Below are 25,577 nucleotides of genomic sequence, written 5' to 3'. Positions count from 1 at the left end.
TCAAGGCCGGACGGTCTGCAAATCGTTGTTCTTCGGTTCCCGGGTCAACAGGATGAAGATGATGGAGACGACGGACATCGTGGCAAGGTAGAAGACCACCGAGCCGGTGTCCTGGCCGGAGTCCTTGAAGATCTGGGCCACGATCCCAGGAGTGAAGCCCGCACCGAGGAGCGTCGCGAGCTGGTAACCCAGTGAGGCTCCGGTGTAGCGGGACGTGGTGCCGAACTGCTCGGACACGAATGCCGCCAGCGGCCCGAAGAGGGTTGAGTGGATCATCAAGCCAATGGTGAAGGCGACGAAGACCAAGAGGATGTTGTTCGAGGACAGCAACTGGAACATCGGAATCAGATAGGCGATGAAGAGCACGAGCCCGCCGATCATGACTGGCCTCCGGCCCAACTTGTCGGACAGCCTGCCGCCCAGGATCACGAAGGCGATGGAGATGAAGGAAGCAGCGGCGAAGGCGTACAGCACGCCCTGGCGGTCGGCGCCCTTGGAGACGGCAAAGGTGACCGCGAACGTTGCCAGCACCACTTGGAGGGCGAAGCCGGCAGCCCCGGCGAGCATGGTGAAGATCAAGGTCTTGGGCCGGCGCAACACCTGGAGGAGCGGGATAACGGCCTTCCCGGCACTGTTGTTCCTGGCGGGGCCGGAGTCCGCGTTCCGGGCCGCCCTTTCCTGTTCGATGGCAGCTTTGAAAATGGGGCTCTCCGAAACCTTGAGCCGGACGAACATGCCCACTGCAAGCAAGACAAACGAGAGCAGGAAGGGAACGCGCCAGCCCCAGGCAAGGAACTGGGAGTTTGGCAGGGCCGAGAAGGCGCCCATGATCAGTGTGCCCAGCACGGCGCCCGACGGCGCGCCCGCATTCACGAACGAGGCAGCGAAGCCGCGTTTCCCCGATTCGGAATGCTCCAACGCCATCAAGGCGGCTCCGCCCCACTCGCCACCCACCGCGATGCCCTGGAAAACCCGGAGCACAACAAGCATCACGGCGCCCCACGGACCGGCCACGGACGCGCCCGGGACCAGGCCGATCAGCGCGGACGCCAAGCCCATGACCAACATGGAGACGATGAGCATCCCCTTGCGGCCCAGGTTGTCGCCGAAGTGCCCGAAGATGACGCCACCCAGCGGGCGCGCCACGTATCCTGCGGCGAAGGTTCCGTAGGCGGCCACGACGCCCACCCAATCATCCATTCCCGAGAAGAAGACTTTGGGGAAGACCACGGCCGCAGCTGTGGCATACAGCAGGAAGTCGTAGTACTCGATGGTGCTGCCGAGGTAGCTGGAAGCAATGACAGTGCGGGCTTCCTTGCGCTTGGTGGCCACGTCCATGGATTGAAGCTGCGATATTTGGGACATCGTTGTTCCTTAAAGCAGGGGTGGGGGAGGGCGGGGTGTAGCGGCTATTTGTAGAAGCGGGCGAGGAATTCGGCCACGACTGCGGGGCGTTCCTGGCCTTCGATTTCGATGGTGTTGGCGACCTTGATCTGGGCGCCGCCCTTGACCTCGGTGACTTCGGCGATGGTGGCTTGCATGCGGATACGCGCGCCCACCTTGACCGGGGAAGTGAAGCGGACTTTGTCCAGGCCGTAGTTCACTTTCGTGGTGACGCCTTCGACGTCGAACAGCTCGCCCCAGAACGGGATGATGAGCGAGAGCGTGAGGAAGCCGTGGGCGATCGGGGCGCCGAACGGGCCGTCCTTGGCGCGTTCCGGATCGACGTGGATCCATTGGTCATCCCCGGTGGCGTCTGCGAACTTGTTGATCTGTTCCTGGCTGATTTCGCGGTATTCGGTGGCGCCGAGATCGGTTCCGGCGAGGGTGAGCAATTTGTCGAAGTCGACGACGAGATTGGGCATTGTTGCCTCCTGTGGTGGTTTTGGATTGTGGCGGGTTAGCGCGCGAAGGCGCTTTCGCCCGCAAGTGCGCGCCCGACGATCAGGGCGTTGATTTCGTGCGTTCCTTCGTAGGAATAGACGGCTTCGGCGTCGGCGTGGAACCGGGCAACGTCACTCTCGAGAGTGATTCCATTGCCGCCCGCCAACTCACGGGCCAGGGCGACTGTTTCCCGCATGGCCAGGCAGCTTTGCATCTTGGCGAGCGCGGAATCCTGGTCGCGGTAGATCCCGCGGGCCTGCTGTTCGGTCAGCCTGACCACGAGGGACAAGCTTGCGGTGAGGTTGCCAAGCATGCGGGCCAGCTTCTCCTGCACCAATTGAAAGGAACCCAGCGGGCGGCCGAACTGTTGGCGCTCGCGGACGTAGCGGAGGGCCGCGTCGAAGGCGCCGGCCTGGATGCCGGTGGCGATCCAGGCGACGTCGGAGCGCATGGCCCGGAGCATCGCCGCTACGTCCTTGAAGGAGTTCACCTTGTGCAGGCGCATGGATTCAGGGACCCGCACGCCGTCGAGCGTGATGTGGGCGTTCTGCATCATTCGCAAGGAAGTTTTCCGGTGGATCTTCTCCAAGGTCACCCCGGGCGCTTCGCGGTCCACGAGGAAGGCCTTGACCTGTCCGTCCGCGAGGTCGCGGGCGAAAACGCACAGCACGTCCGCGGTTGAGGCGCCCCCGATCCACCGCTTGGCGCCGTCCAGGACCCAGGTTCCACCGTCGTGGTCTGCTTCAAAGCGTGCCGTAGTAGAGAGACCGCCGGCGATGTCCGAGCCGTGCTCGGGTTCGGTCAGGGAGAACACGCCTTTCAGCGAGAAATCGATCACCCGCGGCATCCACCCGCGCTGCTGTTCCTCGGAAGCACCGACGCGGATTGCGGTGCGGAAGAGGCCGGCTTGCGCCGTGTACCAGGTGGCCAGCGAAGCGTCCGTGCGGGCGAGTTCGAAGATCCTGAAGCCTTGGTAGATGCCCCGGGCGGGACCGTGAACAGTCAGTTCCGCCGGTTCCATCAGGTCCAGGTCGATGAGTGGCCGGGCCAACTGTGCAGGGAACTCGCCGCGCTCCCAGTAGTCGGCCAACAATGGTTTCGCTTCACCGTCCAGGAAGTCGCGCAAGCGGCCCAGGACCCGGCGCTCGTCCTCGGTGAGGAGGGACTCGGCGTCGTAATAGTCGCAGACGCCGTAGAGGCGCTCCTCCGCCGCTGTCTCCACACGGATCTCCAGGCTCATCTCAGCCGTCCAATCCGAGCAGGCGCACCGCGTTGTCCTTGAGGATCTTGGGCCGGACTTCGTCCTTGAGCGGGAGGTCGGCGAAGGCGCCCAGCCATTTCTGCGGGGTGATGAGCGGGAAGTCCGTGCCGAAGAGGACCTTGTCCTGCAGCACGGAATTGGACATGCGCACCAGTGACTCCGGGAAGTACTTGGGGGACCAGCCGGAGAGGTCGATGAACACGTTGGATTTGTGGGTGGCGATGGAGTTGGCCTCGTCCTGCCAGGGCACCGAGGGGTGGGCCATGATGATCTGCAGCCCGGGGAAGTCAGCGGCCACGGCGTCGAGCAGGAGCGGGTTGGAGTAGGCCAGCTTGATGCCGTAGCCGCCGGGAAGGCCGGCGCCCATGCCGTTTTGCCCGGTGTGGAAGATGGCCGGGAGGCCCAGTTCCTGCAGGGTCTCCCAGAGCGGGTAGAACTGTTCGTCGGAGGGGTCGAAGCCCTGCAGGCTCGGGTGGAACTTGAAACCGCGGGCGCCCAGGTCAATTGCTTGGTGTTTGGCGCCCTGGATGGCCTCGGCACCGGTGCGGGGATCCACGCTGCCGAACGGGATCAGCACGTCGTTGTTCCTGGCGGCTCCGGCGATCAGCTCGGGGATGCTGTTGGGCTCGTGCTTGAGTTGCGTACGGGCGTCCACAGTGAACACGACGGCGGCCATGTTCAGTCCGCGGTAGACCTCGGCGATCCGGTCCAGTGAGGGCGTGCGGTCCTCGGCCCTGAAGTACTTTGCTGAAGCTTCCGTCAACTCACGGGGAAGGGATTCGTGGCCATGGCCGTCCACTTCGAGATGGACGTGCATGTCGATCGCGTCAAGTTTTGAGGCGTCGATGCCGAGTTCGTAACGCTGTGCGGCCATGTCAGCGGACCTCGGCGGCTTCGGGTTGCAGTTCCTCGGGCAATGGCAGAAATTCTTCGCCGACGCTTTGCAGCTTGTCGCCGAACAAGGGGCCGAAGTTCTCCAGAAGGTCCTGATAGCCCCAGCCGCCCTCGCGGTACTCGGTGACGGCTGCTTCGGGGTGGGTCCAGAGCTGCAGGCGGTCTCCGCCGGCGCCGATGGCCTGTCCGGTAATGCCGGCCGCTTCGTCGGAGGCGAGGAAGGCAATGAGCCCGGAGACGTCGTCGGCCGTTCCAAAGCCGAGCTCGTGGCGGAAGAAGTGCGGCATGGCCTCGCCGCGCTCGTCCGCCTCCACAGCTTTCCGGAAGTACGGGATGGTCTTGGTCATCGCCGTAGCGGCTACGGGGATGACGGCGTTGGCTGTGACGCCCGCTTTCTTCATTTCCAGTGCCCAGGTCCGGACCATGCCCACGATTCCGGCCTTGGCTGCGGCGTAGTTTGTTTGCCCGAAGTTGCCGCGCTGCCCGGTCGGGGAGCCGATGGCGATGATACGGCCTGCGATCCCGTTTTCCTTGAAGTAGCCGAAGGCCTCGCGGGCGCACATGAAGGTGCCGCGGAGGTGGACGTTGATGACCAGGTCGAAGTCCTCGTCCGTCATCTTCAGCAGGCTCTTGTCCCGCAGGATCCCGGCATTGGTGACCAGGATATCCAGGCGGCCAAATTCCGTGACAGCCGCTTCCACCAACTGCTTCGCTACTTCGGTGCTGCCGACGGGAGCGACGACGGCGACGGCCCGGCCGCCGTCGGCTTCGATGGTCCGGACCGCTTCGCCGGCCACCTCGGCGTCGACGTCGTTGATGACCACCGCCGCGCCGTGACGGGCGAGTTCCCGCGCGTAAGCAAGCCCCAGTCCCCGGCCGCTTCCGGTGACAATCGCTACTTTTCCTGACAGGCTCATCGCTGCTCCTTTGCTCGATCCCGTGCATCCAGGCCCTCGGCGTGGGATGCTGTTCTGTATCCATGAGAATACGTATAGTTGAAAATGTCAACGATTGATTTTGAAGATTATTGGAGTTTGTTATGACGATCGAGGCGCAGGACGAGCAGCAGGCTGCCGCGAAGGACCGGCTGGTCGCCGCTCCGATCAGCCAGGACGTGGGTTTCCTGCTGGCAAAGCTCCATGCCGGCGGCTCGGTCCTGAACAACCGGGCGCTGGCCGAGTTCGACCTCAAGGAGAGGTCTTACTCGGTCCTGATCCTGGCCAACAGCGGCCTGGAGCCCACCCAGCGGGAATTGGCGGACTTCCTCAGCCTTGACCCCAGCCAGATCGTCGCCTTGGTGGACGAGCTTGAAAAGCGGAAGCTCGTGGCCAGGGCACCAGGCAAGCAGGACCGCCGGGCCAAGACGGTGACTGCGACGTCGAAGGGGAGCCAATTGCTCGACCAAGCAGCCATTGCGGCCCGCCTTGCGGAATCCGAAGTGCTGGCGGCGTTGGACGACGGTGAAGCCGCCCAACTCAAGGCGCTGCTGCGAAAAGCGTTGTGGGGTTAAGCGTCGAGGAGTTGGGTTCCCAATCATCAGTGGCGTGTCAGAGTTCACCCACGGCGTAGGGCGGAACGGACTAACCGAAGCAGTGTATTCGTTGATATAGACACCACCGGTTACAGGAGGTGCACGATGAGTACGTTGCCGGAACAAGTTTTTCCCGAGGACATTCCTGACGCCCCGTCGGATGACGAAGCCTTGGACGCCTACTCGCGGACAGTGATGCACGTAGCAGAGACGGTCACGCCGCATGTTGCAGCATTGGAGATGAGAAGCGCACGCAGGAACGGCCAGGTCAGCATCGGAAGCGGGTCCGCCGTCGTGTTCACGGGCGACGGCTATTTGCTGACCAACGCCCATGTGGTTTCGGGCCTGCGCTCCGGGCGGGCGATCTTCGCCGACGGAACCCATACTGACGTCGAACTCGTCGGAGCGGATCCCTTGTCCGATCTCGCCATTGTCCGCGGGCACCACACGCCGCCGCCTGCCATCCTGGGCAACGCGGAGTCGCTGCACGTCGGCCAATTGGTGATTGCCGTCGGTAATCCGCTGGGGCTGGCCGGATCGGTGACGGCAGGCGTGGTCAGCGGACTCGGGCGCTCCATCCCGGTCAGGTCCGGCCGGCACAGCAGGGTGATCGAGGATGTCATCCAGACCGACGCCGCGCTGAACCCGGGCAATTCCGGGGGAGCCCTGGCCGACACCAAGGGACGGATCGTGGGAATCAACACCGCAGTGGCCGGCTTGGGCCTCGGACTCGCAGTGCCGATCAACACCACCACTCAACGGATCATCGCCGCCCTGTTGAAGGACGGCCGGGTCCGGCGGGCATTCCTTGGCTTGGTGAGCACACCTATTCCGTTGGACGCGAGTGCGGTGATCCGGACGGGCCAGAAGGAAGCGCTCCGCGTCGTGGAGGTCATCGCGGGATCTCCCGCGGAGCGGGCAGGAATGCTCGCGGGCGACCTGGTCCTGAGTGCGCAGTCGCGGGCAGTATCCAGTGCCGAGAGCCTGCAAAAGCTCTTGTTTTCGCAGGCCATCGGTGAGCCGTTCCTCCTGACGGTCCTGCGCGACGGAAAGATCCACGCGATTGTCGCAGTGCCCAGCGAAATGACCGATGCGGATTCATGAGGAAGCACCCCACGGTGAAACCAGTCCGCTAAAAAGCCGGGGCCACAATGAACTGGTCCCCGAAAGTTGGACTGGCTAAGTAAGATCCTAAGCCGCGAGGGCCTGGGCACGGTATTGCGCCGGGCTCAGGCCCTCGAGCTTTGTCGAGATCCGTTCGGTGTTGTACCAGCGGATGTACTCGTGCAGTGCCGCTGTCAGTGCGTCGGTGCTGATGAACCGGACACGATGGAAGAGTTCTTCTTTGAGATGACCGAAGAAGTTTTCCATCACGGCATTGTCGTAGCAGTTGGCCTTGCGTGACATTGATTGGACCGCTCCGGCAACGCTGAGGAGAGTCCGCCAGGAGTGATGCTGGTACTGGAATCCCTGGTCGGAATGCACCAGCGGTTTCTCACCGTCCTTGAGGGTCGTCAGCGCCTTACTCAGCGATGTGTTGGTGAGCTCCAGGTTCGGCGAGATGCCCAGGGTGTACGAGATGATCTGCCGGTCGAAGAGGTCCATGACCGGTGAGAGGTAGAGCTTGCGATCGCTGACGCTGAATTCGGTCACGTCCGTCACCCACTTCTGGTTCGGGGCGGTCGCTTCGAAATCCCGGTTGAGCACGTTCGGAGCGACGGCGCCTTGTTCGCCGCGGTAGGAGTTGTAGCGCTTCTTCCGCCGGACCTTGCAGACCAGCCCGAGTGTCCGCATCAGCTTCAGCACGGTCTTCTTCGCGGTCCTCCAGCCTTGCTTGGCCAGCTCGATGTGGACGCGTCGGTGCCCGTACCTGCCATGGTTCTTCTTAAAGATCTCCGTGACCGCGCTCTTGAGAGCCTCTTGCGGATCGGGGGCCTGGAGCCGGGCCTGGTGATAGAAGAACGTCGAGCGGGCAATGCCAGCGATGTCCAGGAGCAATTCCAGGCGATGTTGGGCCTTGAGAGCGATGACGGCGCGGACCTTTACCGCGGATCCTCGTCCCTCAAGGCCTGCACTTTTCCCAGGAACGCCACCTCTGCCCGCAAGCGCTCGTTCTCACGGCGCAACCTTTGCAGTTCTGACTCAGGCTGCGACGGCGCCTCGAAAGGCGACTTCGGGCGGCCCCTGGGCTTCGGACGCAGTCCGTCTTCGCCTTCATTCCGATACAGGCTTGCCCACTTCTTGATCAGAAGCGGGGACGACAGCTGGAACTCCTGCGCCAAGGCCACCTGGGTCTCTCCAGCCAGAAACCGCTGCACAACAGCGAGTTTGAACTCAAACGAAAACTGCCGCTTGGTTGGCTTGGCCACTAGCGTTGTACCTCCGCGAACTCTCCACCGGTCATATAACCGGCCTATGGCCCGCTTGCTCACCCCGAGCTTTGTGGCAACGGACTTCGCGCCCCAACCGGTCTCAAACAACGCTACCGCGGCCGCGCGCTGCTCCTCGGACAACGAACTGCTTTTTAACATGAAACTGCTCCCCGTAAGTCAGAACTGAATTCTCAGTCCAACTTTCGGGGAGCAGTTCACAATGGCTCCGGCTTTTTTTGCTACTTCTTCCTCATCCTCAAGTGGGCCACCGGATCGGCAGCGGCGTCGGATTCGTGCTTGGCACGCTTCACTGCCCGTTTCTCCTTGATGGACTTCATACTCTTCTTCGCCTCGTGCTGGTGCGGCGCTTTGTCAGGCATGTCATGCTCCCTAACTACGGGTCTTCCGTGAAGATCCTGCAAAGAGGGTCCTGAAGGGCCCTCTCTTTGTAAGCTACGCCTGTTTCAGGCGAAATCAACCGGCCCCCAAACGCCCAGTATTTAGGCTTCGGACGCCGGAACGTCAACGATACCCACGAACCGGGAGCCGATTCCCTCGTACTCGCTCCGGACCTCTCCAGGCAGGATTCCGGGAACCTCGCTGTTCCGGTGGTGGCCACAGAAGACGTAGGTGAACTCGGGCCACCATTTCTTGGGACGCGCGGCCTCGGTGTAGCCGCACACCACGCAGCTGAGGTGCACCCACACGGGACGCTTGCCGGTACGGTTGGCGCGGGATTGGACGAGCCATGGCGGTGGATTGTCTTGCAGCTCCCTCAGCTCGGCTTGTGAAAGCCTGGAGGGGATGCCGTGGCGTTGGGCCATTTCCATCGGGATATCAAGGGCCAGTGCGGCGTCACGTCTGCTAATCACCATTCAACGATACGGGACTTTCGCCGTTGCAGAACTGCGGCAGAACCGCCGCAGGACCGGGCAGGAATCCGGACGGCAAAGGACAAGCAGGCGTAGGCTGTGCTCATGACCGACGCAGCGGCCCTGCTGCCAAGCACCCCGCTTCAAAAGCGGGTCCTTGTTGTGGCTATTGTGGCTTCCTTCATCGCCATTTTGGATGGCTTCGTGGTGAACCTCGCGCTCCCCGCGATCGGCCGCGAACTGGGTGGCGGCCTCGTTATCCAGCAATGGGTGGTGGATGCCTACCTGCTGACCCTGGGCGCGCTGATCCTGGTGGCCGGATCCCTGTCCGACCACTTCGGCCGCGCCCGCATCCTGGAATGGGGACTCGCCGGCTTCACCCTTACCTCCGTCACGTGCGGCCTCGCCTGGAACGGCGAGGTGCTGGTGGTTTCGCGGGCCCTCCAGGGGATTGCCGGGGCCTTGCTCGTCCCGAGTTCGCTTGCCATGATCGTTACGTTCTTCTCCGGGCCCGCGCAGTCCAAGGCAATCGGCCAATGGTCCGGTTGGACCAGCGCGGCCGCCATCGTCGCTCCGCTGATCGGCGGCGCATCGGTCGATCTGCTGTCCTGGCGCGTAATCTTCTTCATCAATGTGATTCCTGCCGTTGCAGTCTGGCCGATCCTCGCCGGGCTGCGGAAGTCCGATGCCGCCGTGGACAGGAGCAAGAAGATCGACTACCTCGGCGCGTTCCTGGCCATGGTGGGCCTGGGCGGTCCGGTCTACGCCTTCATCGAACAGGGGCGCATGGGCTGGAGTAACATGGTCGTCTGGATGCCGCTCGCCCTCGGGGCCGTAGGGTTGGCCCTCTTCCTGGTCCACGAAGCCAGGACCCCGGAACCGATGCTTCCCCTGCGGCTCTTCGGCATCCGCAATTTCGGCTGGGGAAACATCGCCACGCTCGCCATTTACGGTGCCCTGTCATTGGGCTTCTTCGCCGTAGGCATCTACTTGCAGCAAGTGGGAGGGATGAAAGCCACCACCGCGGGCATCGCGTTGCTTCCCGCGACTGTCCTCCTGATGCTCACGGCTTCATTCTTCGGGGGACTGGCGGGCAAGTACGGTCCGCGGTGGTTCATGACGGCCGGTCCGTTCATCTGCGGGGTCGGGTTCCTCATGACCTTGGCCGTCCAGGAGCCCTTGAACTACTGGACCCAAGTGTTGCCCGGGCAGATCGTCTTCGGGATCGGCCTCAGCACCTTGGTGGCGCCCCTGACCGCGGCCATCCTCGGCGCGGTACCGACTCAAGAGGCGGGGATCGGTTCCGCTGTGAACAACGCCGTTGCCCGGATCGCAGGCTTGATCTGCATCGCGTTTGCCGGGCTCATCATCGGTCCTGTCTTCAGCCGCCAAGGCCTCATGAATGCCGTGGTGGTCACCGCCTCGCTGTTCTTCCTCGGCGCGGTGGCATCCGCCGTCGGGATCCGGAACCCGGTGGTGGGCGCGGCGGTAGTGGACTCGTCGCAAGGTCCAGCCCCCGACGACGGCGGGACGGCTGCCCAGCGCGCCTGAACAGTGCGCTCCAAGACGCTGTGACGGTTCCGTCAGCTTTCCGCGAGGACGCAGCCTTCGTGTTCGACGTCGGTGGCCACCCAGAGCGCGGAAGCGACCTCGTCCGCGAGATCGTAATCGCGGCTTCCCGGGCCCTTCCCGATCCGGACCACCAGCGCACCGCCGAACGGCTTGCGGCCAATCACCTCGATGCTGGCGTCGAGGTCGATTTCCTCGGCTGAAAGGTAGCGCAACAGCTCAGGGTTTTCGTCGCTGATCCGGGTGATCTTGCCGGAATGGCCGTCGTCGAGCTCGATCATCCGGTGCGCGTGCGGCAGGCTCACCGAACCGTCCGCGGCGGGGATGGGGTCACCATGGGGATCGCGTCCCGGGTTGCCCAATTTGGCGGCCATGCGATCGATGAAGGTGTCCGAGACAGCGTGCTCGAGCATTTCGGCCTCGTCATGGACTTCATCCCAGCTGTAGCCCAACTCCCTCACCAGGTAGGTTTCGATCAGGCGGTGCCGGCGGACCATGCCCAGGGCAAGATGCATTCCTTGGGGGGTCAAAGTGATGGCGCTGTACGGCTGGTGGTCCACCAGGCCTTGGTCCTTGAGCTTGCGGACCATCTCCGAGACGGAGGAGTTGGCGACACCGAGCCGCTGCGCGAGCTGTGAGGACGTGATGGGTTTGTCCTGCCACTCCGTAAAGGAGTAGATGACCTTGACGTAGTCCTCGATGGAGGAGGAGGGCGCACTGGTCTTCACGGTTCCAAGCCTATCGTGTGCCGGCGGCATCAGGCTTTGCGCGCCCGCCAGCTCTGCGTGAGATAGGGCAGGGGGATGACCTTGTCCTCTGCATGGCCCAGATGTTCGAAGAGATACCACCGGAGATTGCCCATGACCTTCGCCCGGGTGGCATCGTTCGCCCTGAGATAATAGCTGCGCGACTTCACGAGTTCGAGGATGTCTGCCGGAGCCAAGGGATCCTCCCAGCGCGTGACGTGGTTTTCGAGGCCGGTGAACTCGGGGCCCACCACTGGCCGGAAGTCCGGTTTGTGGACATCGCCGGCATGCATGATGCGGGACAGGCGATGGACCCAGGGCACCGAAGTGTCCAATTGGTTCCAGATCAAGCCGATGACGCCGTGGGGTCGAAGGATCCGGGCGATCTCAGTGCTCGCGGCGAGCGGATCGCACCAGTGCCAGGCTTGGGCAACGCTGACGACGTCGAATGCTGAGTCCGCCAGCCCGGTTGCCTCTGCCGTGCCCTCCAGGGCGATCACCTGTGGATACGCTTTGCGCAGTTGGGTGAGCATGTCCGTGGAGGGGTCCACTGCCGACACCGCCAGCCCCCGCTCGACGAGCAGCGAGGTGAACTTTCCGGTGCCGGCGCCGATGTCTGCCGCGTCCCGAGCCCCCTCCGGCAGCAGCCAGTCGGCTGAATCCGCCGGGTAGCCCGGTCGGACCCGCTCATAGTGTTCTCCGCCGTCCTGGAAACTCCGACCGAGTTCGAGTCGGCGTTCCTCATAAAGCTTGGGGCCGGCTGAGGTGCCTTTGGGTCGCGGGGCCACGCGGGGACTCCTTCGTAGGACAGGAAAAATACCCTACGAATCTATCGCAATCAGTCGGTGCTGCAGGGTGCGGCGCCTGCGGTCCCGGGAGTATTGGGAGCCCACTCCGGGTAGCTGCGGTGATCGTTCGCGGGCACCCAACGGCCGGCATCCACCACGTAGTCCCAGCCGAGGCCGTTGCTTTTGAGGGCCTGGATGCCCGCGATGAGCCGGGTGGCGTCTTCCAAACGCGACCCCACGCCGAAGCTGGCTCGCAGCGATCCGGAGGGAAGGCCAAGGCGCTTGAGCAGGGGGTGGGCGCAAAAGCGTCCGTCCCGCAGGCCGATGCCGTGCTCGGCCGCGAGATAGGCCGCGACGAGTCCGGCGTCGTAGCCCTGGAGCGAGAAGTTCACGACGCCGATCGTGTCCTGGGGATCCGTGTCGCTGAAGATCTGGTGCACGGTCACGCCGTCGATTTGCTTGAGGCCCTCGACCAGGTGCGAGCGGATGGCGGCCTCGTGGGCGTGCCATTCTTCGTGGTCGAGGCTGGCAATGACCTGTGTGGCCCGGGCCAGGGTGGCCGCGCCGAGCACGTTCGGAGAGCCCCCTTCGTGCCTTGCCGGCCCCGTGGCCCAGCTGACGGAATCAAGGCGTGCCTCGCGGACGGCGCCGCCTCCTGCCAGGTGCGGTGTGCCGGCGTCGAGCCAGTCGGGGCGCCCCACCAGGACGCCGGCACCGAACGGTGCATAGAGCTTGTGCCCCGAGAAGACCAGGTAGTCCACCTCCGCGGCGGCGATATCGATCCGGCGATGAGGGGCGAGTTGCGCCGCGTCCACCACGATCCGCGCCCCGAATTCGTGGGCCAAGGCTGCGAGGTCCTTGATGGGCAGGATCTCGCCGGTCACGTTCGACGCGCCGGTGACCGCCAGAAGGCTGACGCCACCCTGGGAGAGTGCCGTGCGGACAGCGGCAACAGTCTCGGACAATGTTCCGGCGGCAACGATGCTGCGATGGGGGACACCTTGCCATGGGAGCAGATTGGCGTGGTGCTCGATGTCCAGGTACAGGACTTCGCCGGTATGCCTTCCGTCCTCAACCGGCAAGCAACCCGCCAGCAGGTTGAGGGAATCGGTGGTGTTGCGCGTGAAAATGACGGAATCGTCCGGCCTGCCGCCAACGAAGTCACGGACGATGTTACGGGCGTTCTCGTAGACCGAGGTGCTGATTTGCGAGGCATAGCCGGCGCCGCGGTGGACGCTCGCATAGTACGGCAGGATTTCGTTGAGGTATGCGGAGACCACGGTCAGTGCAGGCGCGGAAGCGCCGTAGTCGAGGTTTGCGTAGCGGATCTGGCCGCCCTGGATCAAGGGCGCCTGCAGCTCCGCTCCAGTGACGGCGGCCAATGGGCGCGATGCCGGAGTCCGGGACTCACCGTGCCGCTGCGCAGGATCATGGTGCTGCGAAAGAGCCGTGGAAGAAATTGTGGCTGTGCTCATGGGACCTCACTCAAGAGGGACCCCTGCGTGCAGGGGGTCCGCGCTTGCCGCATCCGTTCCGGACCGGCCCGGTCGTCACCCGGGGCACCCCGCCGCGATGGAGGGTTGCCGGCCAGCAAACCGGGGTTTCGCGCTGGCACTCGTGACCTGTAAAGAGATTAGGACACCGGCAAGGCCGGTTCCAATGTGACCGCGATTGTTAAGCGGATTGTTACACCGCCCGAAAAATGTGCCTTCCGCCGAAGAAAAAGCAGCGGACGCCCCGGAAAGGGGGCGTCCGCCGTCGTTTGTTCAGTGAATGGGCGGATTAGAGGAGGTCGTCGAGTTCGGGGTTGAGCCTCTTGAGGACCTCGGAGTGCAGGATCGAGTTAGTGGCGACGGCGTTTCCGCCGAAGGGGCCATCCGCGCCATCCAGGGACGTGAAGCGTCCGCCGGCCTCGGTCACGATCGGCACCAAGGCGGCCATGTCGTAGACCTGGAGTTCCGGTTCGGCGGCGATGTCCACGGCGCCCTCGGCCACGAGGCAGTAGGACCAGAAATCCCCGTACGCACGGCTGCGCCAGACATCGTTCTCGAGGCCCAGGAAGTTGTCCAGCTTCCCGTGCTGCTTCCACTCGGAAAGCTCGGAGTAGGAGAGCGAGGCGTCTTCGAGCCGGGACACGTTGGAAACTTTCAAGCGGGTGGCCGCGGCCAGCGACCGGCCCATGTAGGCGCCCGAGCCCTTGGCCGCCCACCAACGCTTGCCGAGCGCCGGAGCGCTCACGAGCCCCACCACTACCTCGCCCTCGTCCACGAGGGCGATCAGCGTTGCCCAGACGGGTACGCCACGCACGAAGTTCTTGGTCCCGTCGATGGGATCGATGATCCAACGCCTCGAGCCGTGGCCCGTGCTGCCGAATTCCTCCCCGAGGACGGCGTCACGGGGGCGGGAACGGGAAAGCTGCCCGCGGATCGCTTCCTCGGCGGCTTTGTCGGCATCGGTGACTGGGCTCAGGTCGGGTTTGGTCTCCACCTGAAGGTCCAGCGCCTTGAACCGCTCCATTGTCAGGGAATCGACGGAGTCGGCCAAGACATGTGCCAGCCGCAGGTCGTCGTTGTAGCTCGAATCGGGTTGGGTCATGGTTCCAAACTACCGTCTCTTCGCCGGTGAGCCGGGGAGGTAGGACGGCAGCGGCGCAGTTAGTTGACTGTACCCAGTTCCTTGGTTTCCTGTGCTTCCATGCGCGGGTCCGCGCCGAGGAGCCGGCGCAACGATGCCAAACGGGCCGGGCCCGACTCGCCAGCGTGGCCATCGGCGACCCACGAATCCAGCCCGCACCGAACAGCGTTGGCATCGTGCTTGCAGCCCCGCTCGCACATTTCGGTCCCGGGTTCGAGGTCCGGGAAGGCATGCAGGATGCGGTCCGGGTTCACGTGGGCGAGGCCGAAGGAACGGATGCCGGGCGTATCGATGATCCAGCTTCCGCCGGGGGCGTCGCTGAGCTTCAGGGCAAGGGCAGACGACGAGGTGTGCCGTCCGCGCCCCGTCACCGCGTTGACCCCGCCGGTGGCGCGCTCGGCACCGGTCAGGGCATTCACCATGGTGGATTTCCCGACGCCGGAATGGCCCAGGAGCACGGTGACCTTGCCGTCGAGGTAGTCCCGCAGCTGGCCGACGGCGTCACTGTCGAGGCGTGCGGACAGACCGTCGTCCGAACGGGCGTCGATGCCGGAGGCGCCTGCGTCGGCCGTCCGGCTGATGATGATGGGGAAACCCAGGCTCACGTAGTTGGCGAGCAGTTCCGTCGGATCCTTGACATCCGCTTTGGTGACGAGCAGCAGCGGCTCGATCCCGGCGTCGTACGCTGCCACGAGGGCGCGGTCGATGAATCCGGTACGCGGTTCCGGGTTGGCGGCCGCCACCACCACCACGAGCTGATCGGCGTTGGCGACGACGGCGCGTTCGATCGGATCGGTGTCGTCGGCACTTCGCCGCAGGAGGGTCTTCCGCTCCTCGACCCGCACGAGGCGGGCGAGGGTGTCCGGGGCTCCTGAAACATCGCCGACGAGCGCGACGAAGTCCCCCGGAACCACGGGGGAGCGCCTCAGTTCCCGTGCGCGGGCGGCAATGACAATGCGCTCGTTGTCCGAGCTTTCATCCACGATCGCGGTGTAGCGGCCGCGGTCGACGGTGACGATGCGCCCGATCACGGCGTCGTCGTGGCTGGGGCGGTCCTTCGTGCGGGGGCGTGTGCCCTTCTTGTTGGGGCGGATCCGGACGTCGGACTCATCCCAGGAGCGTGCGTCGCGGGCCATCGTCAGTTGCTTGTCTCCGTTGAACCGGCGGCCGCGGCCGCTGGCCCTGCACTGAGCATCGACGTCCAGATCTGCGGGAATTCGGGCATGGTCTTGGACGTCGTCGCGATGTCTTCGACCCGGACACCCTCGACGGCGAGCCCAAGGATGGCGCCCGCCGTAGCCATGCGGTGGTCGGCGTAGCTATGCACGACGCCGGAGTGCAGCGCTGCGGGCCGGATTACCAGGCCGTCGCTGGTTTCCTCGGCGTCGCCGCCAAGCCGGTTGATTTCGGCGACGAGCGCGGCCAGCCTGTCCGTCTCGTGTCCGCGCAGGTGCGCGATGCCGGTGAGCCGGGAAGGGCTGGTTGCCAAGGCGCACAATGCCGCTACCGTGGGGGCGAGTTCGCTCGTTTCGTCGAAGTCCGCGCCCAGGATCTCGGAACCGCCGGTGACTGTCAGGGTCCCGTTGTCCAGCGTGACGGTAGCGCCCATGGTGGCAAGAATGTTCCGCCAGAGATCTCCGACTTGCGTGGTGCTGGCAGGCCAGTTGGGGATCCGCACGGTTCCCTTCGTGGCGAGCGCCGCGGCGAGGAAGGGACCCGCGTTGGAGAGGTCCTGTTCGATTCGCTCGTCGAACGCCTGGATGGCGCCGGGGGAGACTCGCCAATGGTTCGGCACGGAGTCATCTACCTGGACTCCAACCCCGCGCAGGACCGCCACAGTCATGTTGATGTGGTCGAGGCTCGGCACGGGCTTGCCGACATGCTCGAGGTGCAGGCCCTCTTCGAAACGGGCACCGACGAGCAGCAGGGCGGAGACGAACTGCGAGGAAGCGCTCGCGTCGATCACCAAGTGGCCACCGCGCACTGAGCCCGTGCCGGAGACCTTGAACGGCAAGGAGCCCGGCGCCTTCCCGTCCATGGCGCTGACGTCCACTCCGAGGGTCCGGAGGGCTTCGATGATGGTGCCCATGGGACGCTGGCGTGCGTGCGGATCGCCGTCAAACACCGAAGCGCCGTTGCGAAGTGCCGCAAGCGGCGGCACGAAGCGCATGACCGTGCCGGCCAGGCCGCAGTCGATGGCGGTCTCCGATGCCGCCGCCGCAGGGTCGATCGGGGTGACTTCAAGGTCCGGTCCGTACTGTCCATCGCCGGGAACCTCTGTAATGGTGGCGCCAAGCCGGCGCAGGGCCTCGACCATCAGCGCCGAATCGCGCGAATGCAAGGGTGCACGCAACCTGCTGGGGCCGTTGGCCAATGCCGCCAGGACCAGATAGCGGTTGGTCAGCGACTTCGAACCAGGAACCGTGACCGTGGCATCCACAGGGTGGCTGGCGAAGGGTGCGGGCCACAGGGGAAGCGCGGAAGCTGTGCTCGTCCCTGAATCGTCTGTCTGCGTGGCGGGGGTTCCTGGCATGCTTCCTTATGCTCCAACTGCGTTGTCTACGGCCTTGCGGACGGCCCGGTCTGTCTTCTTGAACTGCTTGCCTGTGGCCTTCTTGGCGTCGATGGCGAGGTGTTCGGCGCGCCATGCGAGGCTCGGTTTGCCGGCAGTGTCGACGGCGGCAAGGAGAACCCCGCCGGTCAGGGAAATGTTCTTGAGCAACTGGGCGCGACGGGCGAGCCGGCCTTCCTTCGTGCTGATGTCGGCAGAACGCCACTCAACAAAGGTGTTCAGGACCGAGATCCCCGCAAGCAGCGTTGCCGAGAACCGGGAGCACTTGCCGAGGGCGAGCAGGGCGCCTGCCCCCACCTGGGTGCCGCCAATGAGCCGCGCCAGCATCTTCTCGTTCGCCGGGAAAGGTAGCGACTCGGAAGCGCGGCGGAGCAGCGGAGAGAGCTGCTTGGCTGTGTCATCCGCATTCTTGAGCTTGTCCAGCCCTGCGACGACAAAACTGGAAGCCAACATTGGCCTGGCGAGAAAACGGACGAGGGACATGTCTTTGCCTCCTGGATGGCTTGCCACGGTGTTCAGGTGGTGCTGCGTTGAAGTGGTGCGGTGTTCACGGGGTGCAGTCGGATCTAGTCTTGCATCTTTGCGGAATATTTGCCCGGAGCTTGCCGTTGTCAGAAGAAGGTGCGGTTTGGGCCGGACCTTGGATTGTGGCGTGTGCGTTGTGCCGCGCTTAGTCGTGTCGTTTGAGTGGAGATGGTTTTTTGGCCTTGGTGAAGGACCGCGAAGGACGCTTGGCGCGTGCGCGGGAGCTGCCACTGGACTCCCGGCGGGTGACAGTAGACTTGGATGCAATGAGCACCATGGATCCGGCCGCAGCGGCCATGTACAAAGCAGCGACGGAAGTCACGGACGCAACGTCCGACGGCGACGCAACTGTTGAGGCCGACGTCGAGATGGCAGTGGACTTCGCAAGCGAGACGCCCGAACAGCGGAGGGCCCGCTTCGAACGGGACGCCATGCAATATGTCGACCAGCTCTATTCGGCTGCCATGCGCATGGCCAGGAATCCGTCAGACGCCGAGGACCTGGTCCAGGAGGCCTACACCAAGGCATTCTCGGCCTTCCACCAGTACAAGCCGGGTACCAACCTCAAGGCGTGGCTGTACCGCATCCTGACCAACACGTACATCAACCTGTACCGGAAGCGACAGCGCGAACCGTTGCAGTCGAATTCGGACTCCATCGAAGACTGGCAGCTGGCGCGGGCGGAATCCCATACATCCGCGGGGCTGCGCTCTGCGGAGGCGGAAGCTCTGGATCATTTGCCCGACTCGGACGTGAAGAGCGCGCTGCAGTCCATTCCGGAGGAATTCCGGCTCGCGGTGTACTTCGCTGACGTCGAGGGCTTCGCATACAAAGAAATATCAGACATCATGAATACCCCGATCGGCACGGTCATGTCCCGGCTTCATCGCGGCAGGAAGATGTTGCGCGATCTGCTGGCGGATTACGCCGCAGAACGGGGAATCAGCGCCGGCGCGGAAGAAAAGGCCTTGGCCGTGGGCGCGGCCACAAGCAAAAAACAGGAGAAAAGGAAATGAGCTGCCAAGGATTGGGCGACTGCGACGATGCTCGGATGCAGCGTATCTACGAGTACCTCGATGGTGCGTTGACCCGCGAGGACATCGCGGAGATCAAAGTGCATCTGGAAGACTGCCCGGAGTGCACCGAGCAATACGACCTTGAGTGCGTCATCCGTACTGTGGTGAAGCGCTCCTGTACGGAAGCGGCTCCTGAGAATCTCAAGAACTCGATCCTGGACAGGATCCACGCTATGAAGTCCGTGGACGTCTAAGAGCCTGGAACGGCAAGGGCCCCGGAAACCTGATGGTTTCCGGGGCCCTCCGCATTAAGTCTTACGCTAAGCCGCTGGCTTAGGTGTTGGGACGCTTGCCGTGGTTTGCGCCGCCGCGCTTACGGTCACGACGCTTACGTGCACGCTTGCTCATAGCTGGCCTCCTTAGATTCTTGATACTCAATAAAGCTGCCCTCCAGTCTCCCACATCCGGGGGCCGCCCCGCGAACCGCGGGCTGGGACCCAAGGGAAAGAGGGCTGCCCCAGCAGGAAGCCCGGGCCTAGCCCCGCAGGGAATTCCGGATGGAGATCCTGGCCTGGTCCAGGACCGTCCGCACGGTCTCAAGGGCGATCGGAGTCAAGGCCTTGGAGCCGGCGTGCTGTCGCAACTCCACGCGGATGTCGTCGCGGAAGGACTGGACCATCATTTCGGCTTCCTTCAGGATGCGGTGTCCCTCCGGAGAGTAGCTTCCGGCCCACGACTGGAATTCCGCGGACTTCGCGTTGGCTCTGGCGGCTTCGGCGGTCGCGGCGAGGTCTGCGCGCAGGCCGCGCATGTTGCTGCGGATGTCGTCGCGGAGGTTATCGGCCAACCGTCGCACGGAGGCCGAGATGTTGTCCTCGACGTCGGCGAGTTCCTGCCGCCGGCTGTTGAGTTCCGCCAGTCCCGCCGCGGTGATGGAGTAGTTGGTGCGGCGCCCGTCGCTGCTCGTCGCTACCAGTCCTTCCTCCTCGAGTTTGCCGAGGCGCGGGTAGATGGTTCCGGCGCTGGGGGAGTAGGTCCCCCCGAAGCGTTCGCCGAGGGCCTTGATGAGCTCGTAGCCGTGCTTGGGGCCCGATTCCAGGAGCGCCAGCAGATAGAGCCGCAGGGCTCCGTGGGCGAAGACGGGCGGCATCAGACTTCCTCTTCTCCGGGGACCGAGTGCGTTGTTCCGGGTGTTGGCGCACCGCCATGGATGATGGAGGTCTTTCCGGATACCGAATTGGTGCGCGCCACCATGAGCCGCTGGTCGGGGCCGGCGATGGTCTGGACCTTTCCGCCGGACTGGGCGTACAGCCGGTCGTCGATCATCACGGTGCCGCTCGCCGTTTTGGCGACGATATCCACGCCGACGTCATGCGGGAGGCGGATGGTGAGGTCGCCTGAAACGGAATTGGCTCCGAAATCCTGGGTATAGCCGTGAAGGTCGAAGCTGAGGTCTCCGCTGACAGTATTGGCCCGGATGTTCTTGAAGCGGCCCGACGCCGTGACTTCGCCCGAGACGCTCTTGGCTGTCATGACGCCGTCGTGGTTGCGGGCGATGACTTCGCCGCTGACAGTGTTGACGTGAAGCTCGCCCCGCGTACCGTCCGCGAGGACGGACCCGGACACCGTGTTGAGGCGGATATGGCCGCTGACGCCGGAGACCATGCCGTCACCGCCCACGGTTCCCGCTTCGACATCGACGCCGGCGGGCAGTGCGATGCTGATGGCGATCGTGTTGGTGCTGGTGTTGTTGACGGTCCCCATGAGGTTGCGGAACCAGCCCTGCGGGCCGTGCAATTGGTGGCGGACTTCGAGCCGGTCGTCAACGAGGCTGACGCTCAATGGGTCGCCGGCGATTTCCGAGACTTCGATCCGGGTGATTGCTTCGTCGTGCGCGACGACGTCGAAACGGCCCTTGACGATCCCCAGCTTGAGTGAGCGGACGCCGTCGACGTCGATGGTCTGCGGACCGGTAACGGTCCAATTCTCTTCTGTCATGACCCCTCCAATGGTGCGCCATTAGTTGCGATATATCGCGTATGGAAATCAAGATATATCGCGAATCCCATCGTGGCAATGGGTTCTGCTGGAGGAGAGGTGTTTCTTGGTCCCGGTTATTCCGGCTGGGCGATCCTCAGCCATTGGAACCAGCCGCGGTGCAACACAAGCCATGCCATGAGCCCGTAGCCGGCTTGGCCCGGCGTACCGCCATTCGCGGCGAGGTCGGTGCGCCATTGTTCGTGGTTGATCAACGGCGAGAACGTGTCGACATACTGGTGGTTGCGGCGGGTGGTGACGTCGGCGAAAGCGGCATTGAGTTCCGCGATCCGGCGGTTCTTGGCCGGGTCCAGCGTAGGCGGCGGGCCGACCACGAATACTTCGATGTTGCTTTGGGACGCCCCATCCAGGATGTTGGCCAGATTGAGGCGGCTGCGCGCGGTGGAAAGGCCGAATTCGATGTCGCGGCCGGACAGACCGATCACGAGGCGGTTTTCGTGGACGTTGCTGAATCGCCTTCCGGCTTCGTCGAGCCAGCGCGCCGCAAGGCCTTCCGTTCCCTCCATGGGGCAGGGAAGAGAGTAGCTCTCCACGAGGACGGAGTCCTGGGGAGTCCGCGCGAGAACCCTTCCGAGCCAGCCCAAGGCCCTGGGGTCACCGAGCCCGGCGAGTAGTTCATCACCAACAGCTGCGATGCGCAGCTTCCTGTCTTCCACAGTTACCTCTTCACCAAACGTTGCGGTCCTTGCACTGTGTCCGGCCGGGCGGCTTGATCACCGGACACTTGTTCCATTAAACAGAACTGCCCGGCTGGAAGCGGGTATTGAACCTCCAGCCGGGCAGCCGCCGTCTTACTTGCGTTCGAATGCCTGCTTGAGCAAGGTGGCCTGCTCGGCGCTGTGGCGCTTCATGGAACCGGCCGCCGTGGAGGCCGATGCCGGACGCGAGACGAGCCGGACCGTGCGGTCCAGTGCCTGCGGCAGGTTCAGGCCGATGAACGGCCACGGACCCTGGTTGGCGGGTTCGTCCTGCGCCCAGACGATATCGGCGTTCGGGTACTTGGCCAGTTCCGCCTCGAGCTGGGCCTGGGGCAGCGGGTACAGCTGCTCCAGGCGGATGATCGCCGTCGAGGTGTCGCCGGTCTTCTGGCGGTTGGCCAGAAGATCGTAGTAGAGCCGGCCGGAAACCAGGATCACGCGATCGACGCTCTGGGCTTGAAGGGACTCGTGCTCGCCGATGACCGGCTTGAACCCGCCCGTGGTGAAGTCCTCCACCGCAGAAGCCGCACCCTTGAGGCGCAGAAGCTGTTTCGGGGTGAAGATGATGAGCGGCTTGCGGGGACGGCTGTAGGCCTGCCGGCGCAGCAAGTGGAAGTGCGAGGCAGCGGTGGTCGGGTTCGCCACGATCATGTTGTCTTCGGCACAAAGCTGCAGGAACCGCTCGATGCGTGCGGACGAGTGGTCCGGTCCCTGGCCTTCGTAGCCGTGGGGCAGCATGAGCACGAGCGAGGAACGCTGGCCCCACTTCTGCTCGGCAGAGGAGATGAATTCGTCGATAATGGTCTGCGCACCGTTGACGAAGTCACCGAACTGGGCCTCCCACAACACCAAGGCGTCCGGGCGTTCCACGGAGTATCCGTATTCGAAGCCCATGGCTGCGTATTCCGACAACAAGGAGTCGTAGATCCACAGCTTGGCCTGATCGTTGCTCAGGTTGCCCAGCGGCATCCATTCGCTGCCGTTCGCGCGGTCGTGGAAGACGGCGTGACGCTGCACGAAGGTGCCGCGACGGGAGTCCTGGCCGGCGAGGCGGACGGGGACGCCCTCCATGACGAGCGAACCAAAGGCTGCGATCTCGCCGAAGCCCCAGTCGATGCCGCCTTCGCGGGACATCTGCTCACGCTTCTCAAGGAGCTGCTTGAGCTTGGAGTGGACCGTGAAGCCTTCCGGAATATCGAGGTGTGCCTGGCCGATCCGCTGCAGCATTTCGGCTGAGATGGCGGTGGTGGCAGGCGCGTTGGTGCCGAAGTCCGCCTGCTGGGCGATGGGACGCTCGATGTCCGAGACCGCAGCGGAGTCCGCCGTGATGATCGGGATAGGCGAAGTCTGTGCGGCATGGGTCTCCGCGAAGACGCGCTCGAGGCGTTCCTGGTAGTCGCGCAGCAACTGTTCGGCTTCGTCCTCGGTGATGTCGCCGCGGCCGATGAGGGATTCCGTGTAGAGCTTGCGGACGGAGCGCTTGGCTTCGATGAGGTTGTACATGAGCGGCTGCGTCATCGAGGGGTCGTCGCCCTCGTTGTGTCCACGGCGGCGGTAGCACACCATGTCCACGATGACGTCCTTGTGGAAGCGCTGGCGGAACTCGTAGGCCAGTTGCGCGATGCGCACGACGGCCTCGGGGTCGTCGCCGTTCACATGGAAGATCGGGGCCTGGATCATCTTGGCAACGTCGGTGGAGTACGTCGAGGAACGCGACGACGACGGCGCGGTGGTGAAACCGACCTGGTTGTTCACGATGATGTGGATGGTTCCACCGGTGCGGTAACCACGCAGCTGGGACAGGTTGAGCGTCTCCGCCACAACGCCCTGGCCGGCAAAGGCAGCGTCACCGTGGACCATGATGGGCAGCACGGGGAAGTCCTCGCCCTGGTCCAGCCGGTCCTGCTTGGCCCGGACGATGCCCTCGAGCACGGAGTCCACCGCTTCAAGGTGGGACGGGTTGGCGGCGAGGTAGACCTTGGTCTCATTGCCGTTGTCCGAAGTGAAGGTGCCCTCGGTGCCGAGGTGGTACTTGACGTCGCCCGAACCCTGCACGGAGCGGGGGTCCTGGGTGCCTTCGAATTCGCGGAACACCTGGGCGTACGTCTTGCCCGCGATATTTGTGAGCACGTTGAGGCGGCCGCGGTGGGCCATGCCGATCGCGACCTCGTCGAGTCCGTCGTCGGCGGCGTCGGAGATGATGGTGTCCAGCAACGGAATCAGGGATTCCCCGCCTTCGAGGGAGAAGCGCTTCTGGCCCACGAACTTGGTCTGCAGGAAGGTCTCGAAGGCCTCTGCAGCGTTGAGCTTGGAGACGATGCGCAGCTGCTCTTCGCGGCTCGGCTTGGAGTACGGGTGCTCCACCTGGTCCTGGAACCACTTGCGTTCTTCAGGCTCCTGGATGTGCATGTATTCAATGCCCGTGGTCCGGCAGTAAGCGTCGCGGAGAACGCCCAGGATGTCGCGGAACTTGAGCATCGGCCTGCCGCCGAAGCCGCCGGTGGGCCACTCGCGGTCCAGGTCCCACAGGGTGAGGCCATACGTCAGAACGTCGAGGTCCGGGTGCTTGCGCTGCACGTACTCAAGCGGGTTCGTGTCTGCCATGAGGTGGCCACGGACCCGGTAGGAATGGATCAGCTGCTGGATGCGGGCAACCTTGTTGATCTCGTCAGCCGGGTCGACCTGGAGGTCGGGGCTCCAGCGGACGGGCTCGTAAGGAATGCGCAGCGCTTCGAAGATCTCGTCGTAGAAGTTCTGGGCGCCCAGGAGGAGCTGGTGGACGAGCTTGAGGAACTCGCCGCTTCCGGCGCCCTGGATGACGCGGTGATCGTAGGTGGAAGTCAGCGTGAGGATCTTGCTGATGGCGTTCTGGGCGATGATCTTCTCGCTGGCGCCTTGCCATTCAGCCGGGTAGTCGAGGGCTCCGACGCCGATGATGGCGGCCTGGCCCTTGGAGAGCCGGGGCACGGAGTGCACGGTGCCGATGCCACCCGGGTTTGTGAGGGAAACGGTAGTGCCTGCGTGGTCGTCCGCCGTGAGCTTGCCGTTGCGCGCACGCTTGATGAGGTCTTCGTAGGTGTGCCAGAACTCCGCGAAGTTCATGGTCTCGGCCTTCTTGATGTTGGGAACCATCAGGAGGCGCGTGCCGTCGGGCTTGGGCATGTCAATGGCGATGCCGAAGTTGACGTGTGCGGGCTGCACGGCAACCGGCTTGCCGTCTACTTCGTCGTAGTACACGTTCATCGACGGGAACTGGGACAGGGCGCGGACCACTGCGTAGCCAATGAGGTGGGTGAAGGAGACCTTGCCGCCACGGGCGCGGGCAAGGTTGGAATTGATGACGACGCGGTTGTCGATCAGGAGTTTGGCAGGAACGGCCCGGACGCTCGTGGCGGTGGGAACCTCAAGGCTCATGACCATGTTGGAAGCGATGGCCTTGGCCGGACCGCGGAGGACGGACACGACATCCTCTTCCGGGGGAGTGGGGGCCTTGGTGCTCTTGGGAAGCTGTGCCGGGATCGGCCGGGACTGGCTGCCGTCCGATGGTTTCTGCGCGCCGTCCTTGGCGACAGTGGCCGGAGCCTTCTTGACCGGCACCGCAGGAGCGGCCGGAGCAGGGGCAGCTGCCGGGGCAACCACGGGAGCAACCGGCGTCATTGCCGATGCGGCGGCCTGTGCCACGACAGGAAGTTCGCGAGTGGGAGGGTTTGCAGGGGCTGCGGATGTTCCGTTGGAGGAAGTGCCGTCAGCGGTATCGAAGGACTCGAAAAGCGGCCACCACTTGGCGTCGACCGAATTCTTGTCCTGCTGGTACCGCTCGTACAGTTCGTCAACGAGCCACTCGTTTCCGCCAAATTCCTCGGGTAGACGGTGGCTTGGCTGCTCTGGCACTTGAAATACGCCTCTTCCGTGAGTGTTGATTTCCAGCTGGCCCGGGAAACTGCAAGGGGTGCAAAGGCGAGCCAGGGTCTGGGTCCCGCGAACTCAGACCCTAGCCAGTCTAGTGACGAGCGGCGGCTATCTGCCAATAGTGGTGACCTAAATCATGTTGATCCCGATATGGCTCGGCCTCCGCTCCCTGAGAGGGCTCTTCTTCCCCGGGTTCTTCCAGCCGTTTGATGCCTCGGGAACCTTGCCTCCGCGGGGTGAAGCCGCGT

The 25,577-nt window shown here is 64.1% G+C and carries 26 protein-coding genes and 1 riboswitch; of the genes, 5 read left to right on the top strand and 21 right to left on the bottom strand.

Annotated features, from left to right (window positions below; all coding sequences use genetic code 11):
- Genes OIT41_RS13540 through OIT41_RS13520 form a run of 5 tightly spaced genes read right to left on the bottom strand, consistent with a single transcriptional unit; the run spans nucleotide 1 to nucleotide 4,956 of the window.
- Nucleotides 1-1,365, bottom strand: a complete 1,365-nt coding sequence (locus OIT41_RS13540) for an MFS transporter (RefSeq protein ID WP_241709262.1) — start codon at nucleotides 1,363-1,365, stop codon at nucleotides 1-3.
- A 44-nt stretch (nucleotides 1,366-1,409) separates the two neighbouring features.
- Nucleotides 1,410-1,865, bottom strand: a complete 456-nt coding sequence (locus OIT41_RS13535) for a MaoC family dehydratase (RefSeq protein WP_241709263.1) — start codon at nucleotides 1,863-1,865, stop codon at nucleotides 1,410-1,412.
- A gap of 35 nt (nucleotides 1,866-1,900) precedes the next feature.
- Nucleotides 1,901-3,124 carry an acyl-CoA dehydrogenase family protein gene (locus tag OIT41_RS13530; protein ID WP_241709265.1) on the bottom strand — a complete coding sequence of 408 codons (1,224 nt, stop codon included), beginning with the start codon at nucleotides 3,122-3,124 and terminating at the stop codon, nucleotides 1,901-1,903.
- 1 nt (nucleotide 3,125) lies between these two features.
- Nucleotides 3,126-4,019, bottom strand: coding sequence for an amidohydrolase family protein (locus tag OIT41_RS13525; RefSeq protein ID WP_264636611.1), 894 nt, complete (start codon nucleotides 4,017-4,019; stop codon nucleotides 3,126-3,128).
- 1 nt (nucleotide 4,020) lies between these two features.
- Entirely contained in the window at nucleotides 4,021-4,956 is a 936-nt protein-coding gene (locus tag OIT41_RS13520) for an SDR family NAD(P)-dependent oxidoreductase (RefSeq protein ID WP_264636610.1), read from the bottom strand.
- 122 nt (nucleotides 4,957-5,078) lie between these two features.
- On the opposite strand from OIT41_RS13520, the gene OIT41_RS13515 reads away from it, so the two are divergent.
- Together OIT41_RS13515 and OIT41_RS13510 are read left to right on the top strand one after the other, a co-directional pair.
- Nucleotides 5,079-5,549 carry a MarR family winged helix-turn-helix transcriptional regulator gene (locus tag OIT41_RS13515; RefSeq protein WP_241709274.1) on the top strand — a complete coding sequence of 157 codons (471 nt, stop codon included), beginning with the start codon at nucleotides 5,079-5,081 and terminating at the stop codon, nucleotides 5,547-5,549.
- A 126-nt stretch (nucleotides 5,550-5,675) separates the two neighbouring features.
- Nucleotides 5,676-6,674, top strand: coding sequence for a S1C family serine protease (locus OIT41_RS13510; RefSeq protein ID WP_264636609.1), 999 nt, complete (start codon nucleotides 5,676-5,678; stop codon nucleotides 6,672-6,674).
- 87 nt (nucleotides 6,675-6,761) lie between these two features.
- Here OIT41_RS13510 and OIT41_RS13505 read toward each other — a convergent pair whose 3' ends face one another.
- The 4 genes from OIT41_RS13505 to OIT41_RS13490 form a co-directional block, all read right to left on the bottom strand.
- The gene (locus OIT41_RS13505; protein WP_241711084.1) at nucleotides 6,762-7,568 is read right to left on the bottom strand and encodes an IS3 family transposase; all 807 of its coding nucleotides are present in this window, start codon (nucleotides 7,566-7,568) and stop codon (nucleotides 6,762-6,764) included.
- 44 nt (nucleotides 7,569-7,612) lie between these two features.
- Entirely contained in the window at nucleotides 7,613-8,101 is a 489-nt protein-coding gene (locus OIT41_RS13500; RefSeq protein ID WP_241711087.1) for a helix-turn-helix domain-containing protein, read from the bottom strand.
- Between the two features lie 80 nt (nucleotides 8,102-8,181).
- On the bottom strand, nucleotides 8,182-8,322 hold the full coding sequence (locus OIT41_RS13495; RefSeq protein ID WP_171983543.1) for a hypothetical protein: 141 nt from the start codon (nucleotides 8,320-8,322) through the stop codon (nucleotides 8,182-8,184).
- 120 nt (nucleotides 8,323-8,442) lie between these two features.
- Nucleotides 8,443-8,817 carry a hypothetical protein gene (locus tag OIT41_RS13490; protein ID WP_241707371.1) on the bottom strand — a complete coding sequence of 125 codons (375 nt, stop codon included), beginning with the start codon at nucleotides 8,815-8,817 and terminating at the stop codon, nucleotides 8,443-8,445.
- A gap of 102 nt (nucleotides 8,818-8,919) precedes the next feature.
- On the opposite strand from OIT41_RS13490, the gene OIT41_RS13485 reads away from it, so the two are divergent.
- A complete protein-coding gene (locus OIT41_RS13485; protein WP_241707372.1) occupies nucleotides 8,920-10,365 on the top strand; it encodes an MFS transporter in 1,446 nt (481 codons plus the stop codon).
- A 32-nt stretch (nucleotides 10,366-10,397) separates the two neighbouring features.
- Here the strand turns inward: OIT41_RS13485 and OIT41_RS13480 are convergent, their stop codons facing one another.
- The 7 genes from OIT41_RS13480 to OIT41_RS13450 form a co-directional block, all read right to left on the bottom strand.
- Nucleotides 10,398-11,111 carry a metal-dependent transcriptional regulator gene (locus tag OIT41_RS13480; protein ID WP_078108433.1) on the bottom strand — a complete coding sequence of 238 codons (714 nt, stop codon included), beginning with the start codon at nucleotides 11,109-11,111 and terminating at the stop codon, nucleotides 10,398-10,400.
- A 29-nt stretch (nucleotides 11,112-11,140) separates the two neighbouring features.
- Nucleotides 11,141-11,917: a class I SAM-dependent methyltransferase gene (locus OIT41_RS13475; RefSeq protein WP_241707374.1), complete on the bottom strand. Its 777-nt coding sequence runs from the start codon at nucleotides 11,915-11,917 to the stop codon at nucleotides 11,141-11,143.
- Between the two features lie 50 nt (nucleotides 11,918-11,967).
- A complete protein-coding gene (locus OIT41_RS13470) occupies nucleotides 11,968-13,392 on the bottom strand; it encodes an aminotransferase class V-fold PLP-dependent enzyme (RefSeq protein WP_241707375.1) in 1,425 nt (474 codons plus the stop codon).
- Nucleotides 13,393-13,427: 35 nt separating this feature from the next.
- A riboswitch (SAM riboswitch) is annotated at nucleotides 13,428-13,540 on the bottom strand.
- A gap of 159 nt (nucleotides 13,541-13,699) precedes the next feature.
- On the bottom strand, nucleotides 13,700-14,512 hold the full coding sequence (hisN, locus tag OIT41_RS13465) for a histidinol-phosphatase (RefSeq protein WP_078108436.1): 813 nt from the start codon (nucleotides 14,510-14,512) through the stop codon (nucleotides 13,700-13,702).
- Nucleotides 14,513-14,571: 59 nt separating this feature from the next.
- A complete protein-coding gene (gene rsgA, locus OIT41_RS13460) occupies nucleotides 14,572-15,687 on the bottom strand; it encodes a ribosome small subunit-dependent GTPase A (RefSeq protein ID WP_078108437.1) in 1,116 nt (371 codons plus the stop codon).
- 2 nt (nucleotides 15,688-15,689) lie between these two features.
- The gene (gene aroA / locus OIT41_RS13455) at nucleotides 15,690-17,084 is read right to left on the bottom strand and encodes a 3-phosphoshikimate 1-carboxyvinyltransferase (RefSeq protein ID WP_241707376.1); all 1,395 of its coding nucleotides are present in this window, start codon (nucleotides 17,082-17,084) and stop codon (nucleotides 15,690-15,692) included.
- Nucleotides 17,085-17,090: 6 nt separating this feature from the next.
- Entirely contained in the window at nucleotides 17,091-17,606 is a 516-nt protein-coding gene (locus OIT41_RS13450; RefSeq protein WP_241707377.1) for a DoxX family protein, read from the bottom strand.
- 218 nt (nucleotides 17,607-17,824) lie between these two features.
- Between OIT41_RS13450 and OIT41_RS13445 the strand changes: the two genes are divergently transcribed.
- Nucleotides 17,825-18,664, top strand: a complete 840-nt coding sequence (locus OIT41_RS13445) for a sigma-70 family RNA polymerase sigma factor (RefSeq protein WP_372489613.1) — start codon at nucleotides 17,825-17,827, stop codon at nucleotides 18,662-18,664.
- The gene (gene rsrA, locus OIT41_RS13440; RefSeq protein ID WP_028264789.1) at nucleotides 18,661-18,918 is read left to right on the top strand and encodes a mycothiol system anti-sigma-R factor; all 258 of its coding nucleotides are present in this window, start codon (nucleotides 18,661-18,663) and stop codon (nucleotides 18,916-18,918) included. The genes OIT41_RS13445 and rsrA overlap by 4 nt, the downstream gene beginning before the upstream one ends.
- A 79-nt stretch (nucleotides 18,919-18,997) precedes the next feature.
- Here the strand turns inward: rsrA and OIT41_RS21000 are convergent, their stop codons facing one another.
- The 5 genes from OIT41_RS21000 to OIT41_RS13420 all read right to left on the bottom strand — a co-directional run bounded on the left by OIT41_RS21000 (nucleotide 18,998) and on the right by OIT41_RS13420 (nucleotide 25,311).
- On the bottom strand, nucleotides 18,998-19,072 hold the full coding sequence (locus OIT41_RS21000) for a 50S ribosomal protein bL37 (protein ID WP_369299106.1): 75 nt from the start codon (nucleotides 19,070-19,072) through the stop codon (nucleotides 18,998-19,000).
- A 127-nt stretch (nucleotides 19,073-19,199) separates the two neighbouring features.
- The gene (locus tag OIT41_RS13435) at nucleotides 19,200-19,814 is read right to left on the bottom strand and encodes a PadR family transcriptional regulator (protein WP_234747938.1); all 615 of its coding nucleotides are present in this window, start codon (nucleotides 19,812-19,814) and stop codon (nucleotides 19,200-19,202) included.
- Nucleotides 19,814-20,662, bottom strand: a complete 849-nt coding sequence (locus tag OIT41_RS13430; protein ID WP_264636608.1) for a DUF4097 family beta strand repeat-containing protein — start codon at nucleotides 20,660-20,662, stop codon at nucleotides 19,814-19,816. The genes OIT41_RS13435 and OIT41_RS13430 overlap by 1 nt, the downstream gene beginning before the upstream one ends.
- A gap of 116 nt (nucleotides 20,663-20,778) precedes the next feature.
- Nucleotides 20,779-21,378 (bottom strand): GDSL-type esterase/lipase family protein, encoded by a 600-nt coding sequence (locus OIT41_RS13425; RefSeq protein WP_241707379.1) that lies wholly within the window; start codon nucleotides 21,376-21,378, stop codon nucleotides 20,779-20,781.
- A gap of 135 nt (nucleotides 21,379-21,513) precedes the next feature.
- On the bottom strand, nucleotides 21,514-25,311 hold the full coding sequence (locus tag OIT41_RS13420; RefSeq protein WP_241707380.1) for a multifunctional oxoglutarate decarboxylase/oxoglutarate dehydrogenase thiamine pyrophosphate-binding subunit/dihydrolipoyllysine-residue succinyltransferase subunit: 3,798 nt from the start codon (nucleotides 25,309-25,311) through the stop codon (nucleotides 21,514-21,516).
- Nucleotides 25,312-25,577 lie beyond the last annotated feature (266 nt).

It is taken from the genome of Arthrobacter sp. YA7-1 (assembly GCF_025960325.1).
In the GTDB taxonomy this organism is placed as follows: domain Bacteria; phylum Actinomycetota; class Actinomycetes; order Actinomycetales; family Micrococcaceae; genus Arthrobacter; species Arthrobacter bambusae_A.
Note: the sequence above shows the minus strand (reverse complement) of the source record. Positions and strands in the feature narration are given on the sequence as shown.

Excerpts from the sequence above, each read along its gene's own strand:
- OIT41_RS13540 (WP_241709262.1), bottom strand. The coding sequence starts at position 1,365 with ATGTCCCAAATATCGCAGCTTCAATCCATGGACGTGGCCACCAAGCGC.
- OIT41_RS13535 (WP_241709263.1), bottom strand. The coding sequence starts at position 1,865 with ATGCCCAATCTCGTCGTCGACTTCGACAAATTGCTCACCCTCGCCGGA.
- OIT41_RS13530 (WP_241709265.1), bottom strand. The coding sequence starts at position 3,124 with ATGAGCCTGGAGATCCGTGTGGAGACAGCGGCGGAGGAGCGCCTCTAC.
- OIT41_RS13525 (WP_264636611.1), bottom strand. The coding sequence starts at position 4,019 with ATGGCCGCACAGCGTTACGAACTCGGCATCGACGCCTCAAAACTTGAC.
- OIT41_RS13520 (WP_264636610.1), bottom strand. The coding sequence starts at position 4,956 with ATGAGCCTGTCAGGAAAAGTAGCGATTGTCACCGGAAGCGGCCGGGGA.
- OIT41_RS13515 (WP_241709274.1), top strand. The coding sequence starts at position 5,079 with ATGACGATCGAGGCGCAGGACGAGCAGCAGGCTGCCGCGAAGGACCGG.
- OIT41_RS13510 (WP_264636609.1), top strand. The coding sequence starts at position 5,676 with ATGAGTACGTTGCCGGAACAAGTTTTTCCCGAGGACATTCCTGACGCC.
- OIT41_RS13500 (WP_241711087.1), bottom strand. The coding sequence starts at position 8,101 with ATGTTAAAAAGCAGTTCGTTGTCCGAGGAGCAGCGCGCGGCCGCGGTA.
- OIT41_RS13495 (WP_171983543.1), bottom strand. The coding sequence starts at position 8,322 with ATGCCTGACAAAGCGCCGCACCAGCACGAGGCGAAGAAGAGTATGAAG.
- OIT41_RS13490 (WP_241707371.1), bottom strand. The coding sequence starts at position 8,817 with ATGGTGATTAGCAGACGTGACGCCGCACTGGCCCTTGATATCCCGATG.
- OIT41_RS13485 (WP_241707372.1), top strand. The coding sequence starts at position 8,920 with ATGACCGACGCAGCGGCCCTGCTGCCAAGCACCCCGCTTCAAAAGCGG.
- OIT41_RS13470 (WP_241707375.1), bottom strand. The coding sequence starts at position 13,392 with ATGAGCACAGCCACAATTTCTTCCACGGCTCTTTCGCAGCACCATGAT.
- hisN (WP_078108436.1), bottom strand. The coding sequence starts at position 14,512 with ATGACCCAACCCGATTCGAGCTACAACGACGACCTGCGGCTGGCACAT.
- rsgA (WP_078108437.1), bottom strand. The coding sequence starts at position 15,687 with ATGGCCCGCGACGCACGCTCCTGGGATGAGTCCGACGTCCGGATCCGC.
- aroA (WP_241707376.1), bottom strand. The coding sequence starts at position 17,084 with ATGCCAGGAACCCCCGCCACGCAGACAGACGATTCAGGGACGAGCACA.
- OIT41_RS13450 (WP_241707377.1), bottom strand. The coding sequence starts at position 17,606 with ATGTCCCTCGTCCGTTTTCTCGCCAGGCCAATGTTGGCTTCCAGTTTT.
- rsrA (WP_028264789.1), top strand. The coding sequence starts at position 18,661 with ATGAGCTGCCAAGGATTGGGCGACTGCGACGATGCTCGGATGCAGCGT.
- OIT41_RS13435 (WP_234747938.1), bottom strand. The coding sequence starts at position 19,814 with ATGCCGCCCGTCTTCGCCCACGGAGCCCTGCGGCTCTATCTGCTGGCG.
- OIT41_RS13430 (WP_264636608.1), bottom strand. The coding sequence starts at position 20,662 with ATGACAGAAGAGAATTGGACCGTTACCGGTCCGCAGACCATCGACGTC.